This window comes from Gallionella capsiferriformans ES-2, from assembly GCF_000145255.1.
GTDB lineage: Bacteria > Pseudomonadota > Gammaproteobacteria > Burkholderiales > Gallionellaceae > Gallionella > Gallionella capsiferriformans.
Window position 1 is genome coordinate 588,948 of the sequence record NC_014394.1, and the last position, 22,249, is coordinate 611,196.

Below are 22,249 nucleotides of genomic sequence, written 5' to 3' on the forward strand. Positions count from 1 at the left end.
ATTTACAACTGACTGTGAAAATAACATGATTACCATCGCTTTATCCAAAGGCCGTATCTTTGAAGAAACCATGCCCTTGCTGGCTGCGGCAGGGATTACTGCGCTGGATGATCCTGAAACTTCGCGCAAACTGATACTGGATACCAATCGCAGCGACGTACGCTTGATTATCGTTCGTGCCAGTGATGTGCCAACTTATGTGCAATACGGTGCAGCGGACATCGGTGTGGCGGGTAAAGACGTGCTGAATGAGCACGGCGGGCAGGGCTTGTACCAGCCGCTGGACTTAAATATTGCGCGCTGCCGGATGATGGTTGCGGTGCGCGACGATTTTGATTACGAGTCCGCGGTAAAGCAGGGCGCGCGGTTGCGTGTTGCGACCAAGTATGTCAACGCGGCGCGCGAACACTTTGCGGCCAAGGGTGTACATATCGATCTGATCAAATTATACGGCTCGATGGAACTTGCGCCGCTGGTCGGTTTGTCCGACGTGATTGTCGATCTGGTCAGCAGCGGCGGTACTTTGCGCGCTAATCACTTGAAGGCGGTCGAACACATTAGTGATGTATCGTCCCGTCTGGTGGTGAATCAGGCGGCGCTGAAATTAAAGCGTGACAAAATTCAACCTATGCTTGATGCCTTCGCGCAGGCGTTGATTAAATAAGGTGCGATGATGAAAATCAAACAATTATCAAGTTCTGATGCAAATTTTAGCGCTGAGCTGACCGCCTTGCTGGCATTTGAAGAAACGGCGGATGAAAAATTAGAAGCAACGGTCGCTGCTATTTTGTCGGATGTTAAAAATCGCGGTGATGCGGCCGTGCTGGAATACACGAGTCGCTTTGACCGTCTGACGATAGCCGATGCCGCAGGGATGGAGTTGCCAAGGGCAGAGTTGCGTGCAGCCTTTGACGGCTTGCCTGTTGAGCAACGCGTGGCATTGGAGGCGGCGGCAGCGCGCGTCACTGAATATCACCAGAAGCAGGTGCAGGCGTCCTGGCGTTATGAGGATGCGGATGGTACGCTGCTGGGGCAGCAGGTCACGCCATTGGACCGCGTCGGTTTGTATGTTCCAGGGGGTAAGGCGGCTTACCCTTCCTCCGTCTTGATGAATGCGCTGCCGGCTAAGGTGGCGGGTGTGGCGGAACTGATTATGGTGGTGCCTACACCTGATGGGCTTAAAAACCAGCTGGTGCTCGCGGCAGCTTATCTGTCGGGTGTCGACCGTGTATTTACGATCGGCGGTGCGCAAGCCGTGGCGGCCTTGGCCTATGGTACGGCGACGATACCCAAGGTAGATAAAATTGTAGGTCCTGGCAATGCTTACGTGGCTGCAGCCAAGCGCCGTGTTTTCGGTATCTGCGGCATTGATATGATCGCGGGCCCCTCGGAGATTCTGGTGATTTGCGACGGACATACCAATCCTGACTGGATTGCGATGGATTTGTTTTCGCAAGCGGAACACGATGAGCTAGCACAGGCCATCTTGCTCTCACCGGATGCGGACTTTATTGCGGCGGTCGCAGCGAGTGCGAATCGTTTACTAGAACAAATGCCGCGTCGTGACATTATTCGCACCGCGCTGGAAAATCGCGGTGCGTTGATCCATGTCGCCAGTCTGGATGAGGCGTGCGAAATCAGTAACCGCATCGCACCAGAGCATCTGGAAATGTCGGTTGAGCAGCCGGAGGACTATCTGCCAAAACTCAAGCATGCCGGTGCTATCTTTATGGGACGTTATACATCGGAATCCCTCGGGGATTACTGTGCCGGTCCGAATCACGTCCTGCCGACTTCAGGGACGGCACGTTTTTCATCACCGCTGGGAGTTTACGACTTTCAGAAGCGCAGTAGCCTGATACAGGTCTCGCCGCAGGGTGCAAAGACGTTGGGAAAAATTGCGGCGACACTGGCTTTGGGTGAAGGATTGCAAGCGCACGCTCAGTCAGCAATGTACAGAAGTGAAATAAATTAAAAAAGCTATTGACAATCGAGTCTAAGATTATCATAATGCTGCTCCAGTTTTGGAGGGGTGGCCGAGTGGTTAAAGGCAGCAGACTGTAAATCTGCCCTCTCTGAGTACGAAGGTTCGAATCCTTCCCCCTCCACCAAAATTTAGGTTAAGTCTGGCAGGTAAATGCAGTCTTAATGGCGTTGTTTGATAGGAATGCTTGCGGGTGTAGCTCAATGGTAGAGCAGAAGTTTTCCAAACTTACGACGAGGGTTCGATCCCCTTCACCCGCTCCAGTAAAATTCCGCCCATGTGGCTCAGTGGTAGAGCACTCCCTTGGTAAGGGAGAGGTCGCGAGTCCGATTCTCGCCATGGGCACCAAATTGAGTAATTATTGTTAACGTTTGACATTGATAAGGAAAAGTCATGGCAAAAAGTAAATTTGAACGCACCAAACCACACGTCAACGTCGGTACGATCGGTCACGTGGATCACGGTAAGACAACGCTGACAGCGGCGATCACGATGGTGTTGTGCAAGAAGTTTGGCGGCGAAGCCAAGGCTTACGACCAGATCGATGCGGCACCGGAAGAAAAGGCACGCGGTATTACCATTAATACCGCTCACGTTGAATACGAAACAGCAACTCGTCACTACGCTCACGTAGATTGCCCGGGCCACGCCGACTATGTTAAGAACATGATCACGGGTGCTGCGCAGATGGACGGCGCGATCCTGGTTTGTTCAGCTGCTGACGGTCCTATGCCTCAGACTCGCGAACACATCTTGCTGGCACGTCAGGTTGGCGTTCCTTACATCGTTGTGTTCTTGAACAAGTGCGACATGGTCGACGACGAAGAGTTGCTCGAACTGGTTGAAATGGAAGTTCGTGAATTGCTGTCCAAGTACGATTTCCCTGGTGATGACATTCCAGTTATCAAGGGTTCTGCGATGCTGGCCATCAAGGGCGATCAGTCTGATATCGGCGAGCCTGCAATTTTTCGTTTGGCTGAAGCATTGGATACCTACATTCCAACGCCGGAACGTGCTGTTGACGGCGCATTCCTGATGCCAGTTGAAGACGTATTCTCGATCTCCGGTCGCGGTACTGTTGTAACGGGTCGTATCGAACGCGGTATCGTTAAAGTCGGCGAAGAAATCGAAATCGTTGGTATCAAGCCAACTTTGAAGACCACTTGTACTGGCGTTGAAATGTTCCGTAAGCTGCTCGATCAAGGTCAGGCTGGCGATAACGTGGGTGTTCTGTTGCGCGGTACGAAGCGTGAAGAAGTTGAGCGCGGTCAAGTATTGTGCAAACCAGGTTCAATCAAGCCTCACACTAAGTTCACTGCGGAAATCTACGTATTGGGCAAAGAAGAAGGTGGTCGTCATACGCCATTCTTCCAGGGCTACCGTCCTCAGTTCTACTTCCGTACGACGGACGTAACGGGTGCAGTTGAATTGCCAGCGGGCACCGAAATGGTTATGCCAGGCGATAACGTCAGCATTACCGTTGCACTGATCAATCCGATCGCGATGGAAGAAGGTCTGCGTTTCGCGATTCGCGAAGGTGGCCGTACCGTTGGTGCCGGTGTCGTTGCAAAAGTTATCGAGTAATAGCAGGATCGGGATTGGGGGTTTTGAATTGAGCTTGCTCATTACATAACCCGCAATCCTAAATTTTTAGGCCAGTAGCTCAATTGGTAGAGTATCGGTCTCCAAAACCGAGGGTTGGGGGTTCGAAACCCTCCTGGCCTGCCAAATAGTAAGTAATCGTTAATCGGAACATTCTCGCATGTCGGATAAAATCAAGTTGCTATTTGCATTTCTGCTGGTTGTAGCAGGGATTGCGGGTTACTACTACCTGCATGACAGTGCGGCAGTGCTGCGGTTATTGTCGGTGCTCGCGGGTGTTTTGCTTGCGGTAGGTGTCGCGTCTACAAGCGAGTCAGGTCGTCAGTTTATCGCCTTTGGTCGTGATTCGATTGCGGAGGCGAAGCGCGTTGTTTGGCCTACCCGTAAGGAAACGCTGCAAACCACCGGTGTGGTGATTTTGTTTGCTATCACGATGGCTTTATTTCTGTGGTTGGTTGATGCCAGTCTGATGACGATGGTAAATAAGTTGATGGGACGGGCTGAATAATGGCGATGAGTTGGTATGTTGTTCACACGTACTCTCAATTTGAGAAAAGTGTTTCGCGGGCATTAGTCGAAAGAATTGCTCGCGAGGGTATGCAAGAAAAGTTTGGTCAGATTCTGGTTCCAGTCGAAGAGGTTGTTGAACTCAAGGGGGGGCAAAAAGTCACCTCAGAGCGCAAGTTTTTTCCTGGGTATGTGCTGGTTGAGATGGAAATGACCGATGAGTCCTGGCACTTGGTGAAAAATACACCAAAAGTAACTGGGTTCTTGGGCGGATCAGCAATGCGCCCGACGCCGATCAGTGAAAAAGAAGTTCAGAATATCATGCAGCAAATGCAGGCGGGCGTTGAAAAACCAAGGCCTAAGGTTTTGTTCGAAGTGGGCGAGTCTGTACGTGTTAAGGAGGGTCCGTTCACCGACTTTACCGGCATGGTGGAAGAAGTTAACTACGACAAGAATAAGATACGGGTGGCAGTTACGATTTTCGGTCGTGCGACACCGGTTGAGTTGGATTTTGGCCAGGTAGAAAAAGGCTAAATTAGAGGGGAATGGCATGGGAAACGCAGCTTGCAATGATTGCAGGCGCTGTTTCCCGTTTGCTGTTTTCTGTATTTGGGGAGAGGTGAAAATCTCGATTACCCGTTTGATAGGAGAGTAACATGGCAAAGAAGGTCATAGGCTACATCAAGCTGCAAGTGCCAGCTGGTAAAGCAAATCCAAGTCCACCGATTGGTCCAGCATTGGGTCAACGCGGTCTGAATATTATGGAGTTCTGTAAGGCGTTCAACGCTGCAACCCAGGGCGTAGAGCCAGGTTTGCCAATCCCAGTGGTTATCACTGCGTTTGCTGACAAGAGCTTCACCTTCATTATGAAGACCCCGCCAGCAACCATTCTGATCAAGAAGGCTGTTGGTATTCAAAAGGGTAGCGCAACCCCGCATACCGTTAAGGTAGGTCACTTGACACGTAAGCAAGCTGAAGAAATTGCAACAACCAAGATGGCTGATCTGACCGCTGCGAATATGGATGCGGCTGTACGCATCATCGCGGGTAGCGCGCGCAGTATCGGTATCACAGTGGAGGGCGAATAATGTCTAAGCGCTATAAAGCAATTGCAACTAAAGTCGATCGCAATAAGCTGTATGCATTGACTGATGCGTTGGCACTGGTTAAGGAAAACGCTGTTGCCAAATTCGATGAGTCCATCGACGTGGCAGTTAATCTGGGTATCGATGCACGTAAATCTGATCAACTGGTTCGCGGTTCAGTGGTATTGCCACGCGGTACAGGTAAGACCGTTCGTGTTGCTGTATTTGCTCAGGGTGCCAAGGCTGAAGAAGCTCGCGCTGCCGGTGCTGATATCGTTGGTTTTGATGATCTGGCTGAGTCTATCAAAGCCGGTAATCTGGATTTCGACGTTGTCATCGCAAGTCCGGATGCAATGCGTCTGGTAGGTCAATTGGGTCAGGTTCTGGGTCCTCGCGGTTTGATGCCTAACCCTAAGGTGGGTACTGTTTCTGCTGACGTGGCAGGTGCAGTGCGTAACGCTAAGGCAGGTCAGGTTCAGTATCGTAATGACAAGAACGGTATTATTCAATGCACGATCGGCCGCGCTTCATTCGCGCCTGAAGCATTGCGTGAAAACCTGCTTGCATTGATTGATGCGCTGGCTAAGGCTAAGCCTGCTGCTTCCAAGGGTGTCTTCATGAAGAAGGTATCTTTGTCTAGCACTATGGGTGTCGGTGTTCGCGTAGATCAAGCCAGTTTCACGGCTTAAAGATTCAAATCTGGTGGCATGGTGTCTGCCATGTCGCCTTATATCTTTGCACTGCTGGCGGTAGTCAGCATCAAAGACCGGTGGGGCTGTCGAAATCAGGATTCAGGATTGAGGCAGCTTAATTGAAAATTCGGGTATCGGGGTTTACGGGTTGTCTCAATCCATGATCCTGGCATCGGGATTGATCCCCCCGCAGATGGTGTGCCCGCGAGCAGGAGTGGTTGTTCTCCTGACTCATGGTCGCTGTTGTAAATGATGGAGCGCATGTTGAATGCGTTCTGGATAATGGAGGAAGACTTGAGTCTCAATCTGCAAGAAAAACAAACCGTGGTAGCGGAAGTCAGCGCACAAGTGGCGCAATCGCAAACCATCGTTTTGGCAGAGTACCGTGGCATCAAAGTTGCCGATATCACTAAATTGCGTGCTACTGCACGTGAGTCAGGTGTTTATCTGCACGTGTTGAAAAACACATTGGCGCGCCGTGCGGTACAAGGTACTTCATTTGAAGCATTGGCTGACAGTATGGTAGGTCCTCTTGTTTATAGCATGAGTGCCGACGCTGTTGCTGCTGCTAAAGTGATGTGCGAATTTGCCAAGACCAACCCGCTGCTGGTTGTTAAAGCTGGCTCAATGGCAGGTTCCGTGATGTCTGCGGATCAAGTCGCTGTGCTCGCCGCAACACCTAGTCGTGATGAGTTGATTGCTCGCTTGATGGCAACTATGAATGCGACGACTGCGAAGTTCGTACGTACGCTGGCTGCAATCCGTGATGCAAATGGTGTTGTAGATGCACCTGCTGAAGTCGCTGCTGAAGCGGCTGCTGTTTAATTTTTGAAATAATTGGAGAACAATATGGCTATTACTAATGCTGAATTGATGGATGCAGTCGCTTCGATGACTGTGCTGGAATTGTCAGAACTGATCAAGCAAATGGAAGAAAAGTTTGGCGTATCTGCTGCAGCTGTTGCTGTTGCTGGTCCTGCTGCTGGTCCTGCTGCTGCCGCTGCTGAACAATCTGAATTTGACGTTATCCTGGCAACTGTTGGCGACAACAAGGTTAGTGTAATTAAGGCTGTTCGCGTTATCACTGGTCTGGGCTTGAAAGAAGCTAAGGATCTGGTTGATGCAGCACCTAAGGTTGTTAAAGAAGGCGTTTCAAAGGCTGATGCTGACGCAATTGCTAAGCAATTGATCGAAGCTGGCGCGACCGCTGAAGTTAAGTAATACATTGTGTTGTCAAAAGGCTGACGGCTTACCGTCAGCCTTTTGGCGCTCTAAGAAGCTAATGGACGGAAAGTCTGATTTCATGCTTTTCGCCCCCTGTCTTTTTGCCTAGTCGTGGAGAATATATGAGCTACTCTTTTACCGAAAAAAAACGTATTCGTAAAAGTTTCGGCAAGCGAATCGGTGCACTTCCGGTTCCTTTCCTTTTATCCACCCAATTGGAAGCCTTTGCTGCCTTTCTTCAGGAGGCAACTGCGCCTGAAAAACGCAAAAATGAAGGTTTGCAAGCTGCTTTCAACGGAATATTTCCGATTGAAAGCCATTCTAAGAATGCCAGACTGGATTTCGTCAGCTATATGCTGGGGACACCGGCTTTTGACGTCAAGGAATGTCAGCAGCGCGGCTTGACCTACGCATCGCCACTGCGCGCTCGCGTACGCCTGACCATTATGGATAAGGAAGCTTCCAAACCGACGGTAAAGGAAGTAAAAGAGCAGGAAGTTTACATGGGCGAAATGCCTCTGATGACGAATACTGGTTCTTTCGTGATCAACGGTACAGAGCGCGTTATCGTGTCTCAGCTGCATCGTTCTCCAGGCGTGTTCTTCGAGCATGACCGGGGCAAAACACACTCTTCGGGCAAATTGCTGTTCTCCGCACGTATTATTCCTTACCGTGGTTCATGGTTGGATTTTGAATTCGATGCCAAGGATTACGTCTATTTCCGTATCGATCGTCGCCGCAAAATGCCAGTTACGATCCTGCTGCGCTCATTGGGTTACACCAATGAAGACATGCTGGGCATGTTCTACGAATTCGACACCTTCCAACTGGGCAAAAAGGGCGGTATTCAGTTTGAAGTGGTTGCAGAACGTCTGCGCGGCGAAATCGCGCGCTTCGATATTCTGGACAAGTCGGGCAAGACCATCGTCGCCACCGACAAGCGCATCACTGTGCGCCACATCCGTCAGATGCAGGAAGCGGGGATCGACAAATTGGCTGTTGCCGACGATTTCCTGCTGGGCCGTGTTATCGCGAATAACGTCATCGACAAAGAAAGCGGCGAAATTATTGCCAATGCCAACGATGTGATGACCGAAGAGCTGCTGCGCAAGTTGCAGGATGCGAATGTCACCAAGCTTAACACCCTGTACACCAACGATTTGGATCAGGGCGCGTACATATCGCAAACCCTGCGCACGGATGAAACCACTGATAAGTGGACCGCACGCGTTGCGATTTATCGCATGATGCGTCCCGGCGAGCCGCCGACCGAAGAGTCGGTAGAAGGCTTGTTCAATGGTCTGTTCTTCAGCGAAGAGCGTTACGATCTGTCAGTCGTCGGCCGTATGAAGTTCAATCGCCGCGTAGGTCGCGAAGAGTTGACCGGTTCACCGATTTTGTCCAATGAGGACATCGTTGCGGTGGTTAAGATTCTGGTTGAATTGCGCAATGGTCGCGGCGAAATCGACGATATCGATCACTTGGGTAATCGTCGCGTACGTGCGGTGGGTGAGTTGGCTGAGAACCAGTTCCGCGTGGGTCTGGCTCGTGTAGAGCGCGCTGTTAAAGAGCGCTTAGGTCAGGCGGAAGCAGATAATCTGATGCCGCATGATCTGATCAATGCTAAGCCGATTTCAGCCGCGATCAAGGAATTCTTTGGTTCGAGCCAACTGTCGCAGTTTATGGATCAAACCAATCCGCTGTCTGAAGTAACGCACAAGCGTCGTATTTCAGCATTGGGACCGGGTGGTCTGACGCGTGAACGTGCTGGCTTTGAAGTTCGCGACGTGCATCCGACGCACTATGGTCGTGTATGTCCAATCGAAACGCCGGAAGGTCCAAACATTGGTCTTATTAACTCTTTAGCACTGTACGCACGCACCAACGAGTACGGCTTTATTGAAACACCGTATCGTAAAGTGACGAATGGTTGTGTATCTAACGATGTTGACTATCTGTCAGCCATTGAAGAGAGCACCTACACCATTGCGCAGGCGAATGCGGAATTGGATAAGAAGGGCCGCTTTACGGATGACATCGTTTCCGCACGCCGCCACAACGAATTTGTGCTGGCAGCGCCCGATACCATCAATTACATGGACGTATCACCATCGCAAGTCGTATCGGTAGCCGCCTGTCTGATTCCGTTCCTGGAACACGACGATGCGAACCGCGCGTTGATGGGTGCCAATATGTCACGTCAGGCTGTGCCTTGCTTGCGTGCTGAAAAGCCGCTGGTGGGTACGGGTATCGAACGCACGGTTGCACTCGATTCGGGTACGGCAGTGCAAGCAATTCGTGGCGGTCGTATCGATTACGTGGATGCAGCGCGTATCGTGGTGCGGGTGAATGATGAAGAAACGACGGCGGGTGAAGTCGGTGTTGATATTTACAACCTGATCAAGTACACCCGTTCGAATCAGAACACCAATATCAATCAGCGTCCGCTGGTCAAGGTAGGTGATGTGATTGCTCGCGGCGACGTCGTGGCTGACGGTGCTTCAACTGATATGGGTGAGCTGGCGCTGGGTCAAAACGTGCTGGTCGCGTTTATGCCTTGGAACGGTTACAACTACGAAGATTCGATTCTGATTTCAGAACGAATCATCGCTCAGGATCGTTTTACTTCGATCCATATCGAAGAGCTGACTGTGGTTGCACGCGATACCAAGCTGGGTACCGAGGAAATCACTCGCGATATTCCTAATCTGTCTGAAGTGCAATTGGGCCGTCTGGATGACTGCGGTATCGTGCATATCGGTGCGGAAGTGGCGGTAGGCGACGTACTGGTCGGTAAAGTCACCCCTAAGGGCGAAACTCAACTGACACCGGAAGAAAAGTTGCTGCGCGCAATTTTCGGCGAAAAGGCCTCCGATGTGAAGGATACCAGTCTGCGTGTTTCTGCAGGTAGTTCCGGTACGGTCATCGACGTTCAAGTGTTTACCCGCGAAGGTCTGCAGCGCGACAAGCGTGCCCAGCAGATCGTCGATGATGAACTGAACCGTTACAAGAAGGATCTGGCCGATCAGATGCGTATCGTTGAGAGCGATGCTTTCACACGTCTCGAAAAGTTGCTGCTGGATAAGGTTGCCAATGGCGGTCCTAAGAAGCTGGCTAAGGGTAGCTTACTGACGGCTGACTACTTGTCGGGTGTCGAGCATCATCAATGGTTTGATATTCGCCTGGCAGACGATGAAGTCGCCGCGCAAATGGAACAGGTCAAGGATGGTCTGGCGCAAAAGCGTCTGGAATTCGATGCGGCTTTCGAATTGAAGAAGAAAAAGATGACGCAGGGCGATGAGTTGCAAGCCGGCGTGCAGAAGATGGTTAAGGTCTACGTTGCAGTTAAGCGTCGTCTGCAACCGGGTGATAAGATGGCCGGTCGTCACGGTAACAAGGGTGTGATCTCACGCATTGTTCCTGTTGAAGATATGCCTTATATGGCTGACGGTACGCCGGTTGACGTGGTGTTGAACCCGTTGGGCGTTCCTTCACGGATGAACATCGGTCAGATTCTGGAAACCCATCTGGGCTGGGCTGCCAATGGCTTAGGTAAGAAGATTGATCAGATGTTGCAGACCAATGCCAAGATCACCGAATTGCGCGGCTTCCTCGACAAGATCTACAACAATAACAACGGTCAGTCTGTTGATTTCAAATCGTTTACCGACGACGAAATCATCGAATTGTGCCGCAATCTGCGTAAGGGTGTGCCTTTTGCGACCCCGGTATTTGACGGTGCATCGGAAGAAGAAATCAAGTACATGCTGGCGCTGGCTGACTTGCCGCTGTCGGGCCAAACGACCTTGCATGACGGTCGTACCGGCGAAGCGTTTGATCGTCCAGTCACGGTAGGTTACAAGCATGTGCTGAAGCTGCATCACTTGGTTGATGACAAGATGCATGCACGTTCAACCGGTCCATACAGCCTGGTTACACAACAGCCGCTGGGTGGTAAGGCACAGTTCGGTGGTCAGCGTTTCGGTGAAATGGAAGTCTGGGCGTTGGAAGCGTATGGCGCGGCTTACACCTTGCAGGAAATGCTCACCGTTAAGTCGGATGACGTAGCCGGACGTACCAAGGTGTATGAAAATATCGTCAAGGGTGATCACAAGATCGACGCCGGCATGCCGGAGTCGTTCAATGTGGTGATCAAGGAAATCAGATCTCTCGCCATCGATATGGATTTGGAGCGTAACTAGATATAGGAAGTAGGAAGTAGGAAATAGAGAGCTTACCGCTCACCTATTTCCTACTCACCATTTACTACACCCCACTTACCAGATTTAGGAGTTACACATGAAGTCATTGTTAGATTTGTTCAAACAGGTCACACAAAAAGAAGAATTCGATGCGATCAAGATTGGTCTTGCGTCACCTGAGAAAATTCGTTCCTGGTCGTATGGCGAAGTTAAAAAGCCTGAAACCATCAACTACCGCACCTTTAAACCTGAGCGCGACGGTCTGTTCTGCGCTAAGATTTTCGGACCGGTAAAAGATTACGAATGTTTGTGCGGTAAGTACAAACGCCTGAAACATCGCGGTGTGATTTGCGAGAAGTGCGGCGTTGAAGTCACCCTGTCCAAAGTGCGTCGCGAACGCATGGGACATATCGAACTGGCAAGTCCGGTCGCGCATATCTGGTTTCTGAAGTCTCTGCCATCCCGTTTGGGTATGGTACTGGACATGACGCTGCGCGATATCGAGCGTGTCTTGTACTTCGAAGCCTATGTCGTGACTGAACCCGGCATGACACCGCTTAACCGCGGTCAGTTGTTGTCTGACGACGACTATCTGGCTAAGACTGAAGAGTACGGTGACGAATTCACTGCACTGATGGGCGCTGAAGGCGTGCGTGCCTTACTCTCCGGTCTTGATGTCATGAGTGAAATCGAGACGTTGCGTGCGGATTTGCAGGCGACCGGCTCTGAAACTAAGATCAAAAAGTACGCTAAGCGTCTGAAAGTGCTGGAAGCGTTTAGCGCATCCGGCATCAAGCCGCAGTGGATGGTGCTGGAAGTCTTGCCGGTATTGCCACCTGAATTGCGTCCGTTAGTGCCACTGGATGGCGGGCGCTTCGCGACATCTGATCTGAACGATCTGTATCGTCGCGTGATCAACCGTAACAACCGTCTGCGCCGCCTGCTGGAACTGAAGGCGCCGGATATCATCGTGCGTAACGAAAAGCGCATGTTGCAAGAAGCGGTCGATTCGCTGCTGGACAATGGTCGTCGCGGCAAAGCGATGACCGGTGCGAACAAGCGCCAATTGAAGTCATTGGCTGACATGATCAAGGGTAAGAGCGGTCGTTTCCGTCAAAACTTGTTGGGTAAGCGCGTCGATTATTCCGGTCGTTCCGTGATCGTGGTGGGGCCGCAGCTCAAACTGCATCAGTGCGGTTTGCCTAAGAAAATGGCGCTGGAGTTGTTCAAGCCGTTTATCTTCAGTCGTCTGGAGGCCATGGGACTGGCAACGACGATCAAGGCAAGTAAGCGTATGGTCGAGGCTGAAGAACCGGTCGTGTGGGATATTCTCGAAGAAGTCATCCGCGAACATCCGGTGATGTTGAACCGCGCACCAACCTTGCACCGTTTGGGTATTCAAGCATTCGAACCGATCCTGATCGAAGGTAAGGCCATTCAATTGCACCCGTTGGTTTGTACGGCATTCAACGCCGACTTCGACGGCGATCAAATGGCGGTACACGTTCCTCTGTCGCTCGAAGCGCAGATGGAATGCCGTACCCTGTTGCTGGCATCCAACAACGTATTGTCACCTGCGAATGGTGAGCCGATTATTGTTCCTTCACAGGATATCGTGCTGGGTCTGTACTACATGACTCGCGAAAATATCGGCGTCAAGGGCGAAGGTTCGATGTTTGCCAATATCGCAGAAGTTTCGCGTGCCTATGAGTCTCGTGAAGTGGACTTGCAAGCTAAGGTTATCGTTCGTCTGAAGGAATTCCATAAAGACGAGGCGGGCGAGTTTGTAGAAAAGTTGGTTCGTCATGACACGACAGTGGGTCGTGCGCTGCTCTCAGAAGTGTTGCCGGCCGGGCTGCCGTTCGCATTGATTAATAAGGCATTGAAAAAGAAAGAGATTTCAAGGCTGATTAATGCGAGTTTCCGTCAGTGCGGGTTGCGCGATACCGTTATCATGGCCGATAAGCTGATGTACACCGGCTTTACTTATGCGACGCGCGCGGGTATTTCGATTTGTATCGATGATATGTTGATGCCGCCGGAAAAAGCGGATCTGATCGGTGCAGCAGAAAAAGAAGTGATGGAGATTCACACCCAGTACACCTCGGGTCTGGTGACGGACGGCGAACGCTATAACAAGGTTGTGGATATCTGGGGTCGTACCGGTGACATGGTGGCTAAGGCCATGATGGATCAATTGAGCTCCGAGCCTGTCCTGGACCGTATTACGGGTGAAGTTCGCATGACGAACGGCAAGCCTATGATGCAGGAATCGTTAAATTCGATTTACATGATGGCCGACTCCGGTGCGCGGGGTTCTGCTGCACAGATTCGTCAGTTGTCCGGGATGCGCGGTTTGATGGCTAAACCGGATGGTTCGATTATTGAAACGCCAATCACCGCGAACTTCCGCGAAGGTTTGAGCATGTTGCAGTACTTTATTTCGACCCACGGTGCCCGTAAGGGTCTGGCCGATACGGCGTTGAAGACAGCGAACTCAGGTTACCTGACACGTCGTCTGGTCGATGTGACGCAGGATCTGGTGGTGGTGGAAGAGGACTGTGGCACGGTTAACGGCGCGATGATGAAGGCGATCGTTGAAGGCGGTGAAGTCATCGAAGCCTTGCGCGAACGTATTCTGGGTCGTGTATTGAGCCGTGATGTAGTCAATCCTGAGTCAGGTGAAACTCTGTACGAAATCGGTTGCCTGCTGGATGAAACCGCGGTTGAACGTATCGAAGCGCTGGGCGTGGATGAGGTTGAAGTTCGTGCACCGTTGAAGTGTGAGACGCGCTTCGGTCTGTGTGCTAAGTGCTACGGTCGTGATCTGGGTCGCGGTTCGATGGTTAACGTGGGTGAAGCAGTGGGTGTGATCGCTGCGCAATCCATCGGTGAACCAGGTACCCAGTTGACGATGCGTACCTTCCACGTCGGCGGTGCCGCATCACGTAACGTCGTCGCGAGCCAGGTTGAAGGTAAGTCTAACGGTGTGCTGAAATACAGCCCTAATATGCGCGTGGTGACCACCTTGCGCGGTGAAGCGATTGTCGTTGCGCGTAGTGCGGAAATTATCATCGCCGATGATTATGGTCGCGAACGCGAACGCCATAAGATTCCATACGGTGCGACGCTGGTGATTAAGGAAGGCGCTGCTGTCCGTGCCGGTGAAGTCCTGGCAACCTGGGATCCGCATACCCGTCCTATCATTACTGAGTACGCAGGTCGTGTCAGCTTCCAGAACGTTGAGGAAGGTGTGACGGTTGCTAAGCAGATCGATGAAGTGACTGGCTTGTCAACGCTAGTGGTTATCGATCCTAAGCAGCGTACTGCGGCACAAAACAAGGCCGGCACGATGGTTCGTCCTATGGTTCGCCTGTTCGATGAAAGCGGTGAAGATGTCAAGCTGACAGGCACAGAAACAGCGGTTAGTGTGACGTTCCAGACCGGTTGCATTATTACGGTAGAAGATGGTCAGATGGTTGGTATTGGTGATGTATTGGCGCGTATTCCTCAGGAATCTTCCAAGACTCGCGATATTACCGGTGGTTTGCCGCGTGTGGCTGAGTTGTTCGAAGCGCGTATCCCTAAAGATGCCGGCATGCTGGCTGAGTGTACCGGTACGGTATCGTTCGGTAAGGAAACCAAGGGCAAACAGCGTCTGGTTATTACCGATGTTGAAGGTCTGGCAAGCGAATTCCTGATTCCTAAGGAAAAACATGTGCTGGTTCACGATGGTCAGATGGTGACGCGCGGTGAAATGATCGTCGACGGTCCTGCTGATCCTCACGATATTCTGCGCCTGTTGGGCGTCGCGGAGCTGGCTCGCTACATCACTGATGAAGTTCAGGAAGTGTACCGTCTGCAAGGCGTTAAGATCAACGACAAGCACATTGAAGTGATCGTGCGTCAGATGTTGCGTCGCGTTCAGGTGAAAGAAGTGGGTGATACTCGCTTTATCGTGGGCGAACAGGTAGAGCGCGCAGATCTGCTGGAAGAAAACGAGAAAATGAGTGCTGCCGGCAAAGAGCCAGCTACTTTCGAATTTATGCTGCTGGGTATTACCAAGGCATCGTTGTCGACCGATTCGTTTATCTCGGCCGCTTCCTTCCAGGAAACAACCCGTGTTCTGACCGAAGCTGCGATCATGGGCAAACGCGACGAATTGCGCGGTCTGAAAGAAAACGTCATTGTGGGTCGTCTGATTCCGGCCGGTACCGGGATGGCTTACCACAATGCACGACGCAAGCAGGGTCTGGGTATTGATATGGCGCAAGGTCGTGATTTTATGGCTGCAGAGTCGGCACCCGCCGGTGAGTTGCTTGACAGTGCGGTGGTTTCTGAATAGAATCCACAATCTTTTTATCGTCGCAGCAGGTGATTCTGTCTGTCTGCGACGATAAGCTTTTGTTTTATAAACACAAACGGAATTTTAGAATTTACTTTAGGATGTTAGATAATGCCAACCATTAATCAGTTGATCCGCAAGCCGCGTGTCGCAATCGTAGAAAAGAGCAAGGTACCAGCGCTCGGTAGTTCGCCACAAAAGCGTGGTGTGTGTACTCGTGTTTACACCACAACACCTAAGAAGCCTAACTCTGCGTTGCGTAAAGTGGCTAAAGTTCGTCTGACCAATGGTTTTGAAGTCATTAGCTACATCGGCGGTGAAGGCCATAATCTGCAGGAGCACTCGGTTGTGCTGTTGCGCGGTGGTCGTGTAAAGGATTTGCCGGGTGTGCGTTACCACATGGTTCGCGGTAGTCTGGATACAGCAGGTGTGAAGGATCGTAAGCAATCACGTTCCAAGTACGGTACCAAGCGTCCTAAGAAATAAGTTCGCGATTGTATTTTTTTAAGTAATTTATTTGAGGTTGATATGCCAAGACGCAGAGAAGTACCCAAACGTGAAGTGTTGCCAGATCCAAAGTTCGGTAATCAGGATTTGTCCAAATTTGTAAACGTGTTGATGACAGCTGGTAAAAAATCAGTTGCAGAACGTATCTTGTACGGTGCACTGGAGCAGGTTGGCAAGAAGACTGGTAAAGATGCGATTGAAATTTTCAATCTTGCGCTGACCAATGCTAAGCCACAGGTTGAAGTGAAGAGCCGTCGTGTAGGTGGTGCAAACTACCAGGTTCCTGTTGAAGTTCGTCCGTCACGTCGTATGGCTTTGTCCATGCGCTGGTTGCGCGAAGCAGCTCGCAAGCGTGGTGAAAAATCCATGGGTATGCGTTTGGCTGGTGAGCTGATCGATGCATCTGAAGGTCGTGGTGGTGCGGTGAAGAAGCGTGAAGAAGTTCACCGTATGGCTGAAGCCAATAAGGCGTTCTCGCATTTCCGTTTCTAATTTAGCATTAACAATCAAACTAGTTAGGTATACATCGTGGCTCGTAAAACACCTATTAACCGTTACCGTAATATCGGTATCAGCGCGCATATTGATGCGGGCAAAACTACGACAACCGAACGTATTCTGTTCTACACCGGCGTAAGTCACAAGATCGGTGAAGTTCATGATGGCGCTGCCACCATGGACTGGATGGAACAGGAGCAGGAGCGTGGAATTACCATTACTTCGGCTGCGACAACATGCTTCTGGAAGGGCATGGAAAAGCAGTATGAAGAGCATCGTTTCAACATCATCGATACGCCGGGTCACGTTGACTTTACGATCGAAGTTGAACGTTCTATGCGTGTGCTTGACGGTGCGTGCATGGTTTATTGCGCAGTAGGTGGTGTGCAGCCTCAGTCGGAAACAGTTTGGCGTCAGGCTAACAAATACAAAGTCCCTCGTTTGGCTTTTGTTAACAAGATGGACCGTCAAGGCGCAAATTTCTTCAAAGTGGTTGAGCAGATGGGCACACGCCTGCGTGCTAACCCTGTGCCGATTGTTGTGCCTATCGGTGCTGAAGAAAAATTCGAAGGTGTGGTTGATCTGATCAAGATGCGTGCCATCTACTGGGATGAGGCATCTCAGGGTATGAAGTTTGACTATCGTGAAATCCCGGCCGATTTGGTTGAGGTCGCTGCCGAATGGCGCGCGAAGATGGTTGAAACTGCTGCCGAAGCTTCTGAAGAGTTGATGAATAACTACCTTGAGAATGGTGAATTGACCGAAGAGGAAATTATTTTTGGTCTGCGCACCCGTACAATCGCCTGCGAAATTCAGCCTATGCTGTGCGGTTCGGCTTTCAAGAACAAGGGCGTCCAGCGTATGCTTGATGCGGTCATCATGTTCATGCCGTCGCCTGTGGATATCCCTGATGTGACGGGTGAAGACGAAGAAGGTCAGCCGATTTCGCGTAAAGCCGATGACAGCGAGAGTTTTTCTGCTTTGGCATTCAAGTTGATGACGGATCCATTCGTCGGCCAATTGACCTTCGTGCGTGTTTATTCCGGTGTGCTGAAAAAGGGCGATACGGTCTACAACTCTGTGCGTGGCAAAAAGGAACGTATCGGTCGTATCGTGCAGATGCATGCTAATGAGCGACTGGAAGTGGATGAAATTCTGGCTGGCGATATCGCTGCTTGTATCGGTCTGAAGGAAGTGACCACCGGTGAATCTCTGTGTGATATCAACAATACGATCATTCTTGAGCGTATGGTATTCCCTGAGCCGGTGATCCACGTTGCAGTTGAACCTAAGACGAAGGTTGATCAGGAAAAGATGGGTCTGGCGCTGGGTCGTCTGGCTGCTGAAGATCCTTCTTTCCGTGTTCGCACCGATGAAGAGTCGGGTCAAACCATTATGTCCGGTATGGGTGAGTTGCATCTGGAAATTTTGGTCGACCGTATGAAGCGCGAATTTGGCGTTGAAGCGAACGTGGGTGCACCGCAAGTTGCCTACCGTGAAGCGATCCGCAAGAAAGTCGAAGTCGAAGGTAAGTACGCGAAGCAAACCGGTGGTCGCGGTCAGTATGGTCATGTGTGGATTACCATGGAGCCAAACGAAGCTGGCAAGGGTTTCGAATTCGTTGACGCGATCAAGGGTGGTACGGTTCCTCGTGAATACATCCCTGCGGTTGAAAAGGGTTTGCGCGAATCATTGCCAAGTGGTGTGTTGGCGGGCTTCCCGGTTGTCGATGTTAAGGTAACCTTGTTCGACGGTTCGTACCACGATGTTGACTCGAACGAAAATGCGTTCAAGATGGCAGCGTCTATGGCCTTCAAGGAAGGTATGCGTAAGGCGAGTCCTGTTCTGCTTGAGCCTATGATGTCGGTTGAAGTTGAAACACCGGAAGACTATACAGGTACGGTGATGGGCGATTTGTCATCACGCCGCGGTATGGTTCAGGGTATGGATGACATGTTGGGTGGTGGCAAGTCTGTTAAGGCGGAAGTTCCACTGTCTGAGATGTTTGGTTACTCTACATCGTTGCGTTCTGCGACTCAGGGTCGTGCTACGTACACAATGGAATTCAAGCATTACACTGAAGCGCCAAAGAATGTCGCTGAAGCGATTATGAACAAGAAGTAAAAGGAAGTTGTTAAACACTAGTCGCTAGTTAGCCTTGAGCTAACTGGCGATTAGACGTTAGTAAAACAGATAATTATTTGATAGAGGCTAAAATGGCAAAAAGTAAATTTGAACGCACCAAACCACACGTCAACGTCGGTACGATCGGTCACGTGGATCACGGTAAGACAACGCTGACAGCGGCGATCACGATGGTGTTGTGCAAGAAGTTTGGCGGCGAAGCCAAGGCTTACGACCAGATCGATGCGGCACCGGAAGAAAAGGCACGCGGTATTACCATTAATACCGCTCACGTTGAATACGAAACAGCAACTCGTCACTACGCTCACGTAGATTGCCCGGGCCACGCCGACTATGTTAAGAACATGATCACGGGTGCTGCGCAGATGGACGGCGCGATCCTGGTTTGTTCAGCTGCTGACGGTCCTATGCCTCAGACTCGCGAACACATCTTGCTGGCACGTCAGGTTGGCGTTCCTTACATCGTTGTGTTCTTGAACAAGTGCGACATGGTCGACGACGAAGAGTTGCTCGAACTGGTTGAAATGGAAGTTCGTGAATTGCTGTCCAAGTACGATTTCCCTGGTGATGACATTCCAGTTATCAAGGGTTCTGCGATGCTGGCCATCAAGGGCGATCAGTCTGATATCGGCGAGCCTGCAATTTTTCGTTTGGCTGAAGCATTGGATACCTACATTCCAACGCCGGAACGTGCTGTTGACGGCGCATTCCTGATGCCAGTTGAAGACGTATTCTCGATCTCCGGTCGCGGTACTGTTGTAACGGGTCGTATCGAACGCGGTATCGTTAAAGTCGGCGAAGAAATCGAAATCGTTGGTATCAAGCCAACTTTGAAGACCACTTGTACTGGCGTTGAAATGTTCCGTAAGCTGCTCGATCAAGGTCAGGCTGGCGATAACGTGGGTGTTCTGTTGCGCGGTACGAAGCGTGAAGAAGTTGAGCGCGGTCAAGTATTGTGCAAACCAGGTTCAATCAAGCCTCACACTAAGTTCACTGCGGAAATCTACGTATTGGGCAAAGAAGAAGGTGGTCGTCATACGCCATTCTTCCAGGGCTACCGTCCTCAGTTCTACTTCCGTACGACGGACGTAACGGGTGCAGTTGAATTGCCAGCGGGCACCGAAATGGTTATGCCAGGCGATAACGTCAGCATTACCGTTGCACTGATCAATCCGATCGCGATGGAAGAAGGTCTGCGTTTCGCGATTCGCGAAGGTGGCCGTACCGTTGGTGCCGGTGTCGTTGCAAAAGTTATCGAGTAATAGCAGGATCGGGATTGTGGATTGAGGACTGAGTAGATTTTGTACTCAGATCTCACTCCTCGATCCTCATTCCTGATTTTGCTTGCATTTAGTATTTATAGCGAATACAATGCGCCCCCTCACTTGATTGAGTTCAAGTGAGTTTGTTCTTTAATTAGCGGCATTGCCGCACAAAGCCAGAGAAAATTTATGCAAAGTCAAAAAATTCGCATTCGCCTCAAAGCGTTTGATTATCGTTTGATAGATCAATCCGCTGCACGCATTGTAGAAACAGCAAAGCGCACTGGCGCTGTGGTTAATGGTCCTGTTCCATTGCCGACAAAAATTGAGCGTTTCGACGTTCTGCGTTCACCTCATGTCAATAAGACTTCGCGTGACCAATTCGAAATTCGTACCCATCTGCGTTTAATGGACATCGTTGACCCAACTGATAAGACAGTTGATGCGTTAATGAAGTTGGATCTGCCAGCTGGCGTTGATGTAGAAATCAAGTTGCAGTAATAATTCAGGTTGGCGGTGCAAGGGTTTAATAACCCTGCGCTGCTTGCTTGTTTTTGTAGTATCTAATCGGCTGACCAATTGTAGTTAGCCCCTTAACAAGAGGAAATTAAAATGAGCTTAGGACTTGTCGGTCGCAAGATTGGCATGACCCGCGTATTTACCGAAGACGGATCATCGTTGCCGGTAACTGTGCTGGAAGTGTCTAATAATCGTGTTACTCAGGTTAAATCCGTTGCTGTAGATGGTTACACTGCTGTGCAAGTTGCACATGGTGTTCGTCGTGCAACCCGCGTCAGCAAAGCTGCCGCAGGACATTACGCTAAGGCGGGTGTGGAAGCCGGTAGTGCACTTAAAGAATTCATCGTTACGCCTGAGCAGTTGGATGGTTTGGCATTGGGTTCTTCTATCAGTGTTGAAATTTTCCAGGTAGGTCAGCTCGTTGATGTAACGGGTACGACTAAGGGTAAGGGTTACGCAGGTACCATCAAGCGTCACCATTTCAAATCAGGTCGCGCCTCTCACGGTAACTCAAAGTCACATAACGTACCGGGTTCTATCGGTATGGCGCAAGATCCAGGTCGTGTATTTCCTGGCAAGCGTATGACGGGTCATCTCGGTGATGAGCAGCGTACCGTTCAAAATCTACAAATCGTGCGTGTTGACGTTGCGCGTCAATTGTTGCTGGTTAAGGGCGCCGTTCCTGGTTGCACTAACAGCAAAATTATCGTGCGTCCCGCAGTGAAGGCAGGTGCCTAATGGAACTCAAAGTCATCAATGATAAAGGTCTGTCAACCGCAAATCTCGTCGCTTCCGACGAAGTGTTTGGTCGTGGTTACAATGAAGATCTGGTGCATCAGCTGGTAACGGCTTATCAGGCAAATGCGCGCGCTGGTAACAGCAAGCAAAAGAGCCGTTGTGAAATCGCCAAGAGTACTCGCAAGCCGTTTGCCCAAAAGGGTACGGGTCGTGCACGTGCCGGTATGGCGTCCAGCCCGTTGTGGCGTGGTGGTGGTAAGATTTTCCCGAACACCGGCGAAGAAAACTACACTCAAAAAGTTAACCGTAAGATGTATCGCGCAGGTTTTGCAGCGATTCTGTCCAAGCTGGTAGCTGAGAGCCGTCTGGTTGTGATCGATGATCTGACCGTAGACGCACCTAAGACTAAGCTTCTTGCCGATAAGATCAAGAATCTGGGTATTGCTGGTCGCGTTCTCGTGATCACTGACAGCATGGATGAAAATCTGTACTTGTCTTCACGTAATCTGCCTAACGTACTGGTTCTGGAAGCCTATCAAGCTGACCCTGTCAGTCTGGTTCGTTTTCCTAGTGTTGTTGTGACACGCGGTGCGGTAGCTAAAATTGAGGAGATGTTCGCATGAGTGCACAATCATTTAGTCAAGAGCGTTTGATGAAAGTGTTGATCGCGCCACAAATCTCTGAAAAAGCAACTTATGTCGCAGACAAGTACGAACAAGTTGTTTTCAAGGTTTCTACCGACGCGACCAAGCCAGAAATCAAGGCTGCAGTTGAGTTCATGTTCAAGGTCAAAGTTGACAGTGTCCAACTTGCAAACGTTAAGGGTAAAGTAAAGCGCTCGGGTCGTTTCACTGGCCGTCGCAATAACTGGAAGAAAGCCTATGTTTGTCTGGCTTCCGGTCAGGAAATTAACTTCGCTGTAAGCGAGCAAGGATAATT

At 50.6% G+C, this 22,249-nt stretch carries 19 protein-coding genes and 4 tRNA genes; all 23 read left to right on the top strand.

Going from position 1 to position 22,249, the window contains the following annotated elements; translation table 11 throughout:
• Positions 1 to 25: 25 nt before the first annotated feature.
• Positions 26 to 664, top strand: coding sequence for an ATP phosphoribosyltransferase (hisG, locus tag GALF_RS02740; protein WP_013292528.1), 639 nt, complete (start codon positions 26 to 28; stop codon positions 662 to 664).
• Positions 665 to 673: 9 nt separating this feature from the next.
• Positions 674 to 1,975, top strand: a complete 1,302-nt coding sequence (gene hisD, locus GALF_RS02745; protein ID WP_013292529.1) for a histidinol dehydrogenase — start codon at positions 674 to 676, stop codon at positions 1,973 to 1,975.
• A 51-nt stretch (positions 1,976 to 2,026) separates the two neighbouring features.
• Positions 2,027 to 2,111 (top strand) — tRNA-Tyr (locus tag GALF_RS02750).
• Positions 2,112 to 2,173: 62 nt separating this feature from the next.
• Positions 2,174 to 2,247, top strand: a tRNA-Gly gene (locus GALF_RS02755).
• Between the two features lie 10 nt (positions 2,248 to 2,257).
• A tRNA-Thr gene (locus GALF_RS02760) sits at positions 2,258 to 2,332 on the top strand.
• Positions 2,333 to 2,377: 45 nt separating this feature from the next.
• A complete protein-coding gene (gene tuf, locus GALF_RS02765) occupies positions 2,378 to 3,568 on the top strand; it encodes an elongation factor Tu (RefSeq protein WP_013292530.1) in 1,191 nt (396 codons plus the stop codon).
• A gap of 68 nt (positions 3,569 to 3,636) precedes the next feature.
• Positions 3,637 to 3,712 (top strand) — tRNA-Trp (locus GALF_RS02770).
• A 34-nt stretch (positions 3,713 to 3,746) separates the two neighbouring features.
• On the top strand, positions 3,747 to 4,094 hold the full coding sequence (gene secE, locus GALF_RS02775; protein ID WP_013292531.1) for a preprotein translocase subunit SecE: 348 nt from the start codon (positions 3,747 to 3,749) through the stop codon (positions 4,092 to 4,094).
• Positions 4,094 to 4,627, top strand: a complete 534-nt coding sequence (gene nusG, locus GALF_RS02780) for a transcription termination/antitermination protein NusG (protein ID WP_013292532.1) — start codon at positions 4,094 to 4,096, stop codon at positions 4,625 to 4,627. Before secE ends, nusG begins: the two co-directional genes overlap by 1 nt.
• Positions 4,628 to 4,749: 122 nt before the next feature.
• Positions 4,750 to 5,181, top strand: a complete 432-nt coding sequence (rplK, locus tag GALF_RS02785) for a 50S ribosomal protein L11 (protein WP_013292533.1) — start codon at positions 4,750 to 4,752, stop codon at positions 5,179 to 5,181.
• Positions 5,181 to 5,867 carry a 50S ribosomal protein L1 gene (gene rplA / locus GALF_RS02790; protein WP_013292534.1) on the top strand — a complete coding sequence of 229 codons (687 nt, stop codon included), beginning with the start codon at positions 5,181 to 5,183 and terminating at the stop codon, positions 5,865 to 5,867. The genes rplK and rplA overlap by 1 nt, the downstream gene beginning before the upstream one ends.
• 297 nt (positions 5,868 to 6,164) lie before the next feature.
• Entirely contained in the window at positions 6,165 to 6,695 is a 531-nt protein-coding gene (gene rplJ / locus GALF_RS02795) for a 50S ribosomal protein L10 (RefSeq protein WP_013292535.1), read from the top strand.
• Positions 6,696 to 6,719: 24 nt separating this feature from the next.
• Entirely contained in the window at positions 6,720 to 7,091 is a 372-nt protein-coding gene (rplL, locus tag GALF_RS02800) for a 50S ribosomal protein L7/L12 (protein ID WP_013292536.1), read from the top strand.
• A 125-nt stretch (positions 7,092 to 7,216) separates the two neighbouring features.
• Complete coding sequence (rpoB, locus tag GALF_RS02805; RefSeq protein ID WP_013292537.1) at positions 7,217 to 11,296, top strand: DNA-directed RNA polymerase subunit beta; 4,080 nt, start codon at positions 7,217 to 7,219, stop codon at positions 11,294 to 11,296.
• Between the two features lie 97 nt (positions 11,297 to 11,393).
• On the top strand, positions 11,394 to 15,641 hold the full coding sequence (gene rpoC / locus GALF_RS02810; RefSeq protein ID WP_013292538.1) for a DNA-directed RNA polymerase subunit beta': 4,248 nt from the start codon (positions 11,394 to 11,396) through the stop codon (positions 15,639 to 15,641).
• A gap of 111 nt (positions 15,642 to 15,752) precedes the next feature.
• Positions 15,753 to 16,127, top strand: a complete 375-nt coding sequence (gene rpsL / locus GALF_RS02815; protein ID WP_013292539.1) for a 30S ribosomal protein S12 — start codon at positions 15,753 to 15,755, stop codon at positions 16,125 to 16,127.
• 42 nt (positions 16,128 to 16,169) lie between these two features.
• Complete coding sequence (gene rpsG, locus GALF_RS02820) at positions 16,170 to 16,640, top strand: 30S ribosomal protein S7 (RefSeq protein WP_013292540.1); 471 nt, start codon at positions 16,170 to 16,172, stop codon at positions 16,638 to 16,640.
• A 36-nt stretch (positions 16,641 to 16,676) separates the two neighbouring features.
• Positions 16,677 to 18,770, top strand: coding sequence for an elongation factor G (gene fusA / locus GALF_RS02825; protein WP_013292541.1), 2,094 nt, complete (start codon positions 16,677 to 16,679; stop codon positions 18,768 to 18,770).
• 92 nt (positions 18,771 to 18,862) lie between these two features.
• Positions 18,863 to 20,053: an elongation factor Tu gene (gene tuf / locus GALF_RS02830; protein ID WP_013292530.1), complete on the top strand. Its 1,191-nt coding sequence runs from the start codon at positions 18,863 to 18,865 to the stop codon at positions 20,051 to 20,053.
• Positions 20,054 to 20,242: 189 nt separating this feature from the next.
• A complete protein-coding gene (gene rpsJ, locus GALF_RS02835; RefSeq protein WP_013292542.1) occupies positions 20,243 to 20,554 on the top strand; it encodes a 30S ribosomal protein S10 in 312 nt (103 codons plus the stop codon).
• 111 nt (positions 20,555 to 20,665) lie between these two features.
• Positions 20,666 to 21,310: a 50S ribosomal protein L3 gene (gene rplC / locus GALF_RS02840; RefSeq protein WP_013292543.1), complete on the top strand. Its 645-nt coding sequence runs from the start codon at positions 20,666 to 20,668 to the stop codon at positions 21,308 to 21,310.
• Complete coding sequence (gene rplD / locus GALF_RS02845) at positions 21,310 to 21,933, top strand: 50S ribosomal protein L4 (protein WP_013292544.1); 624 nt, start codon at positions 21,310 to 21,312, stop codon at positions 21,931 to 21,933. The genes rplC and rplD overlap by 1 nt, the downstream gene beginning before the upstream one ends.
• Positions 21,930 to 22,247, top strand: coding sequence for a 50S ribosomal protein L23 (gene rplW, locus GALF_RS02850; protein WP_013292545.1), 318 nt, complete (start codon positions 21,930 to 21,932; stop codon positions 22,245 to 22,247). Before rplD ends, rplW begins: the two co-directional genes overlap by 4 nt.
• Positions 22,248 to 22,249 lie beyond the last annotated feature (2 nt).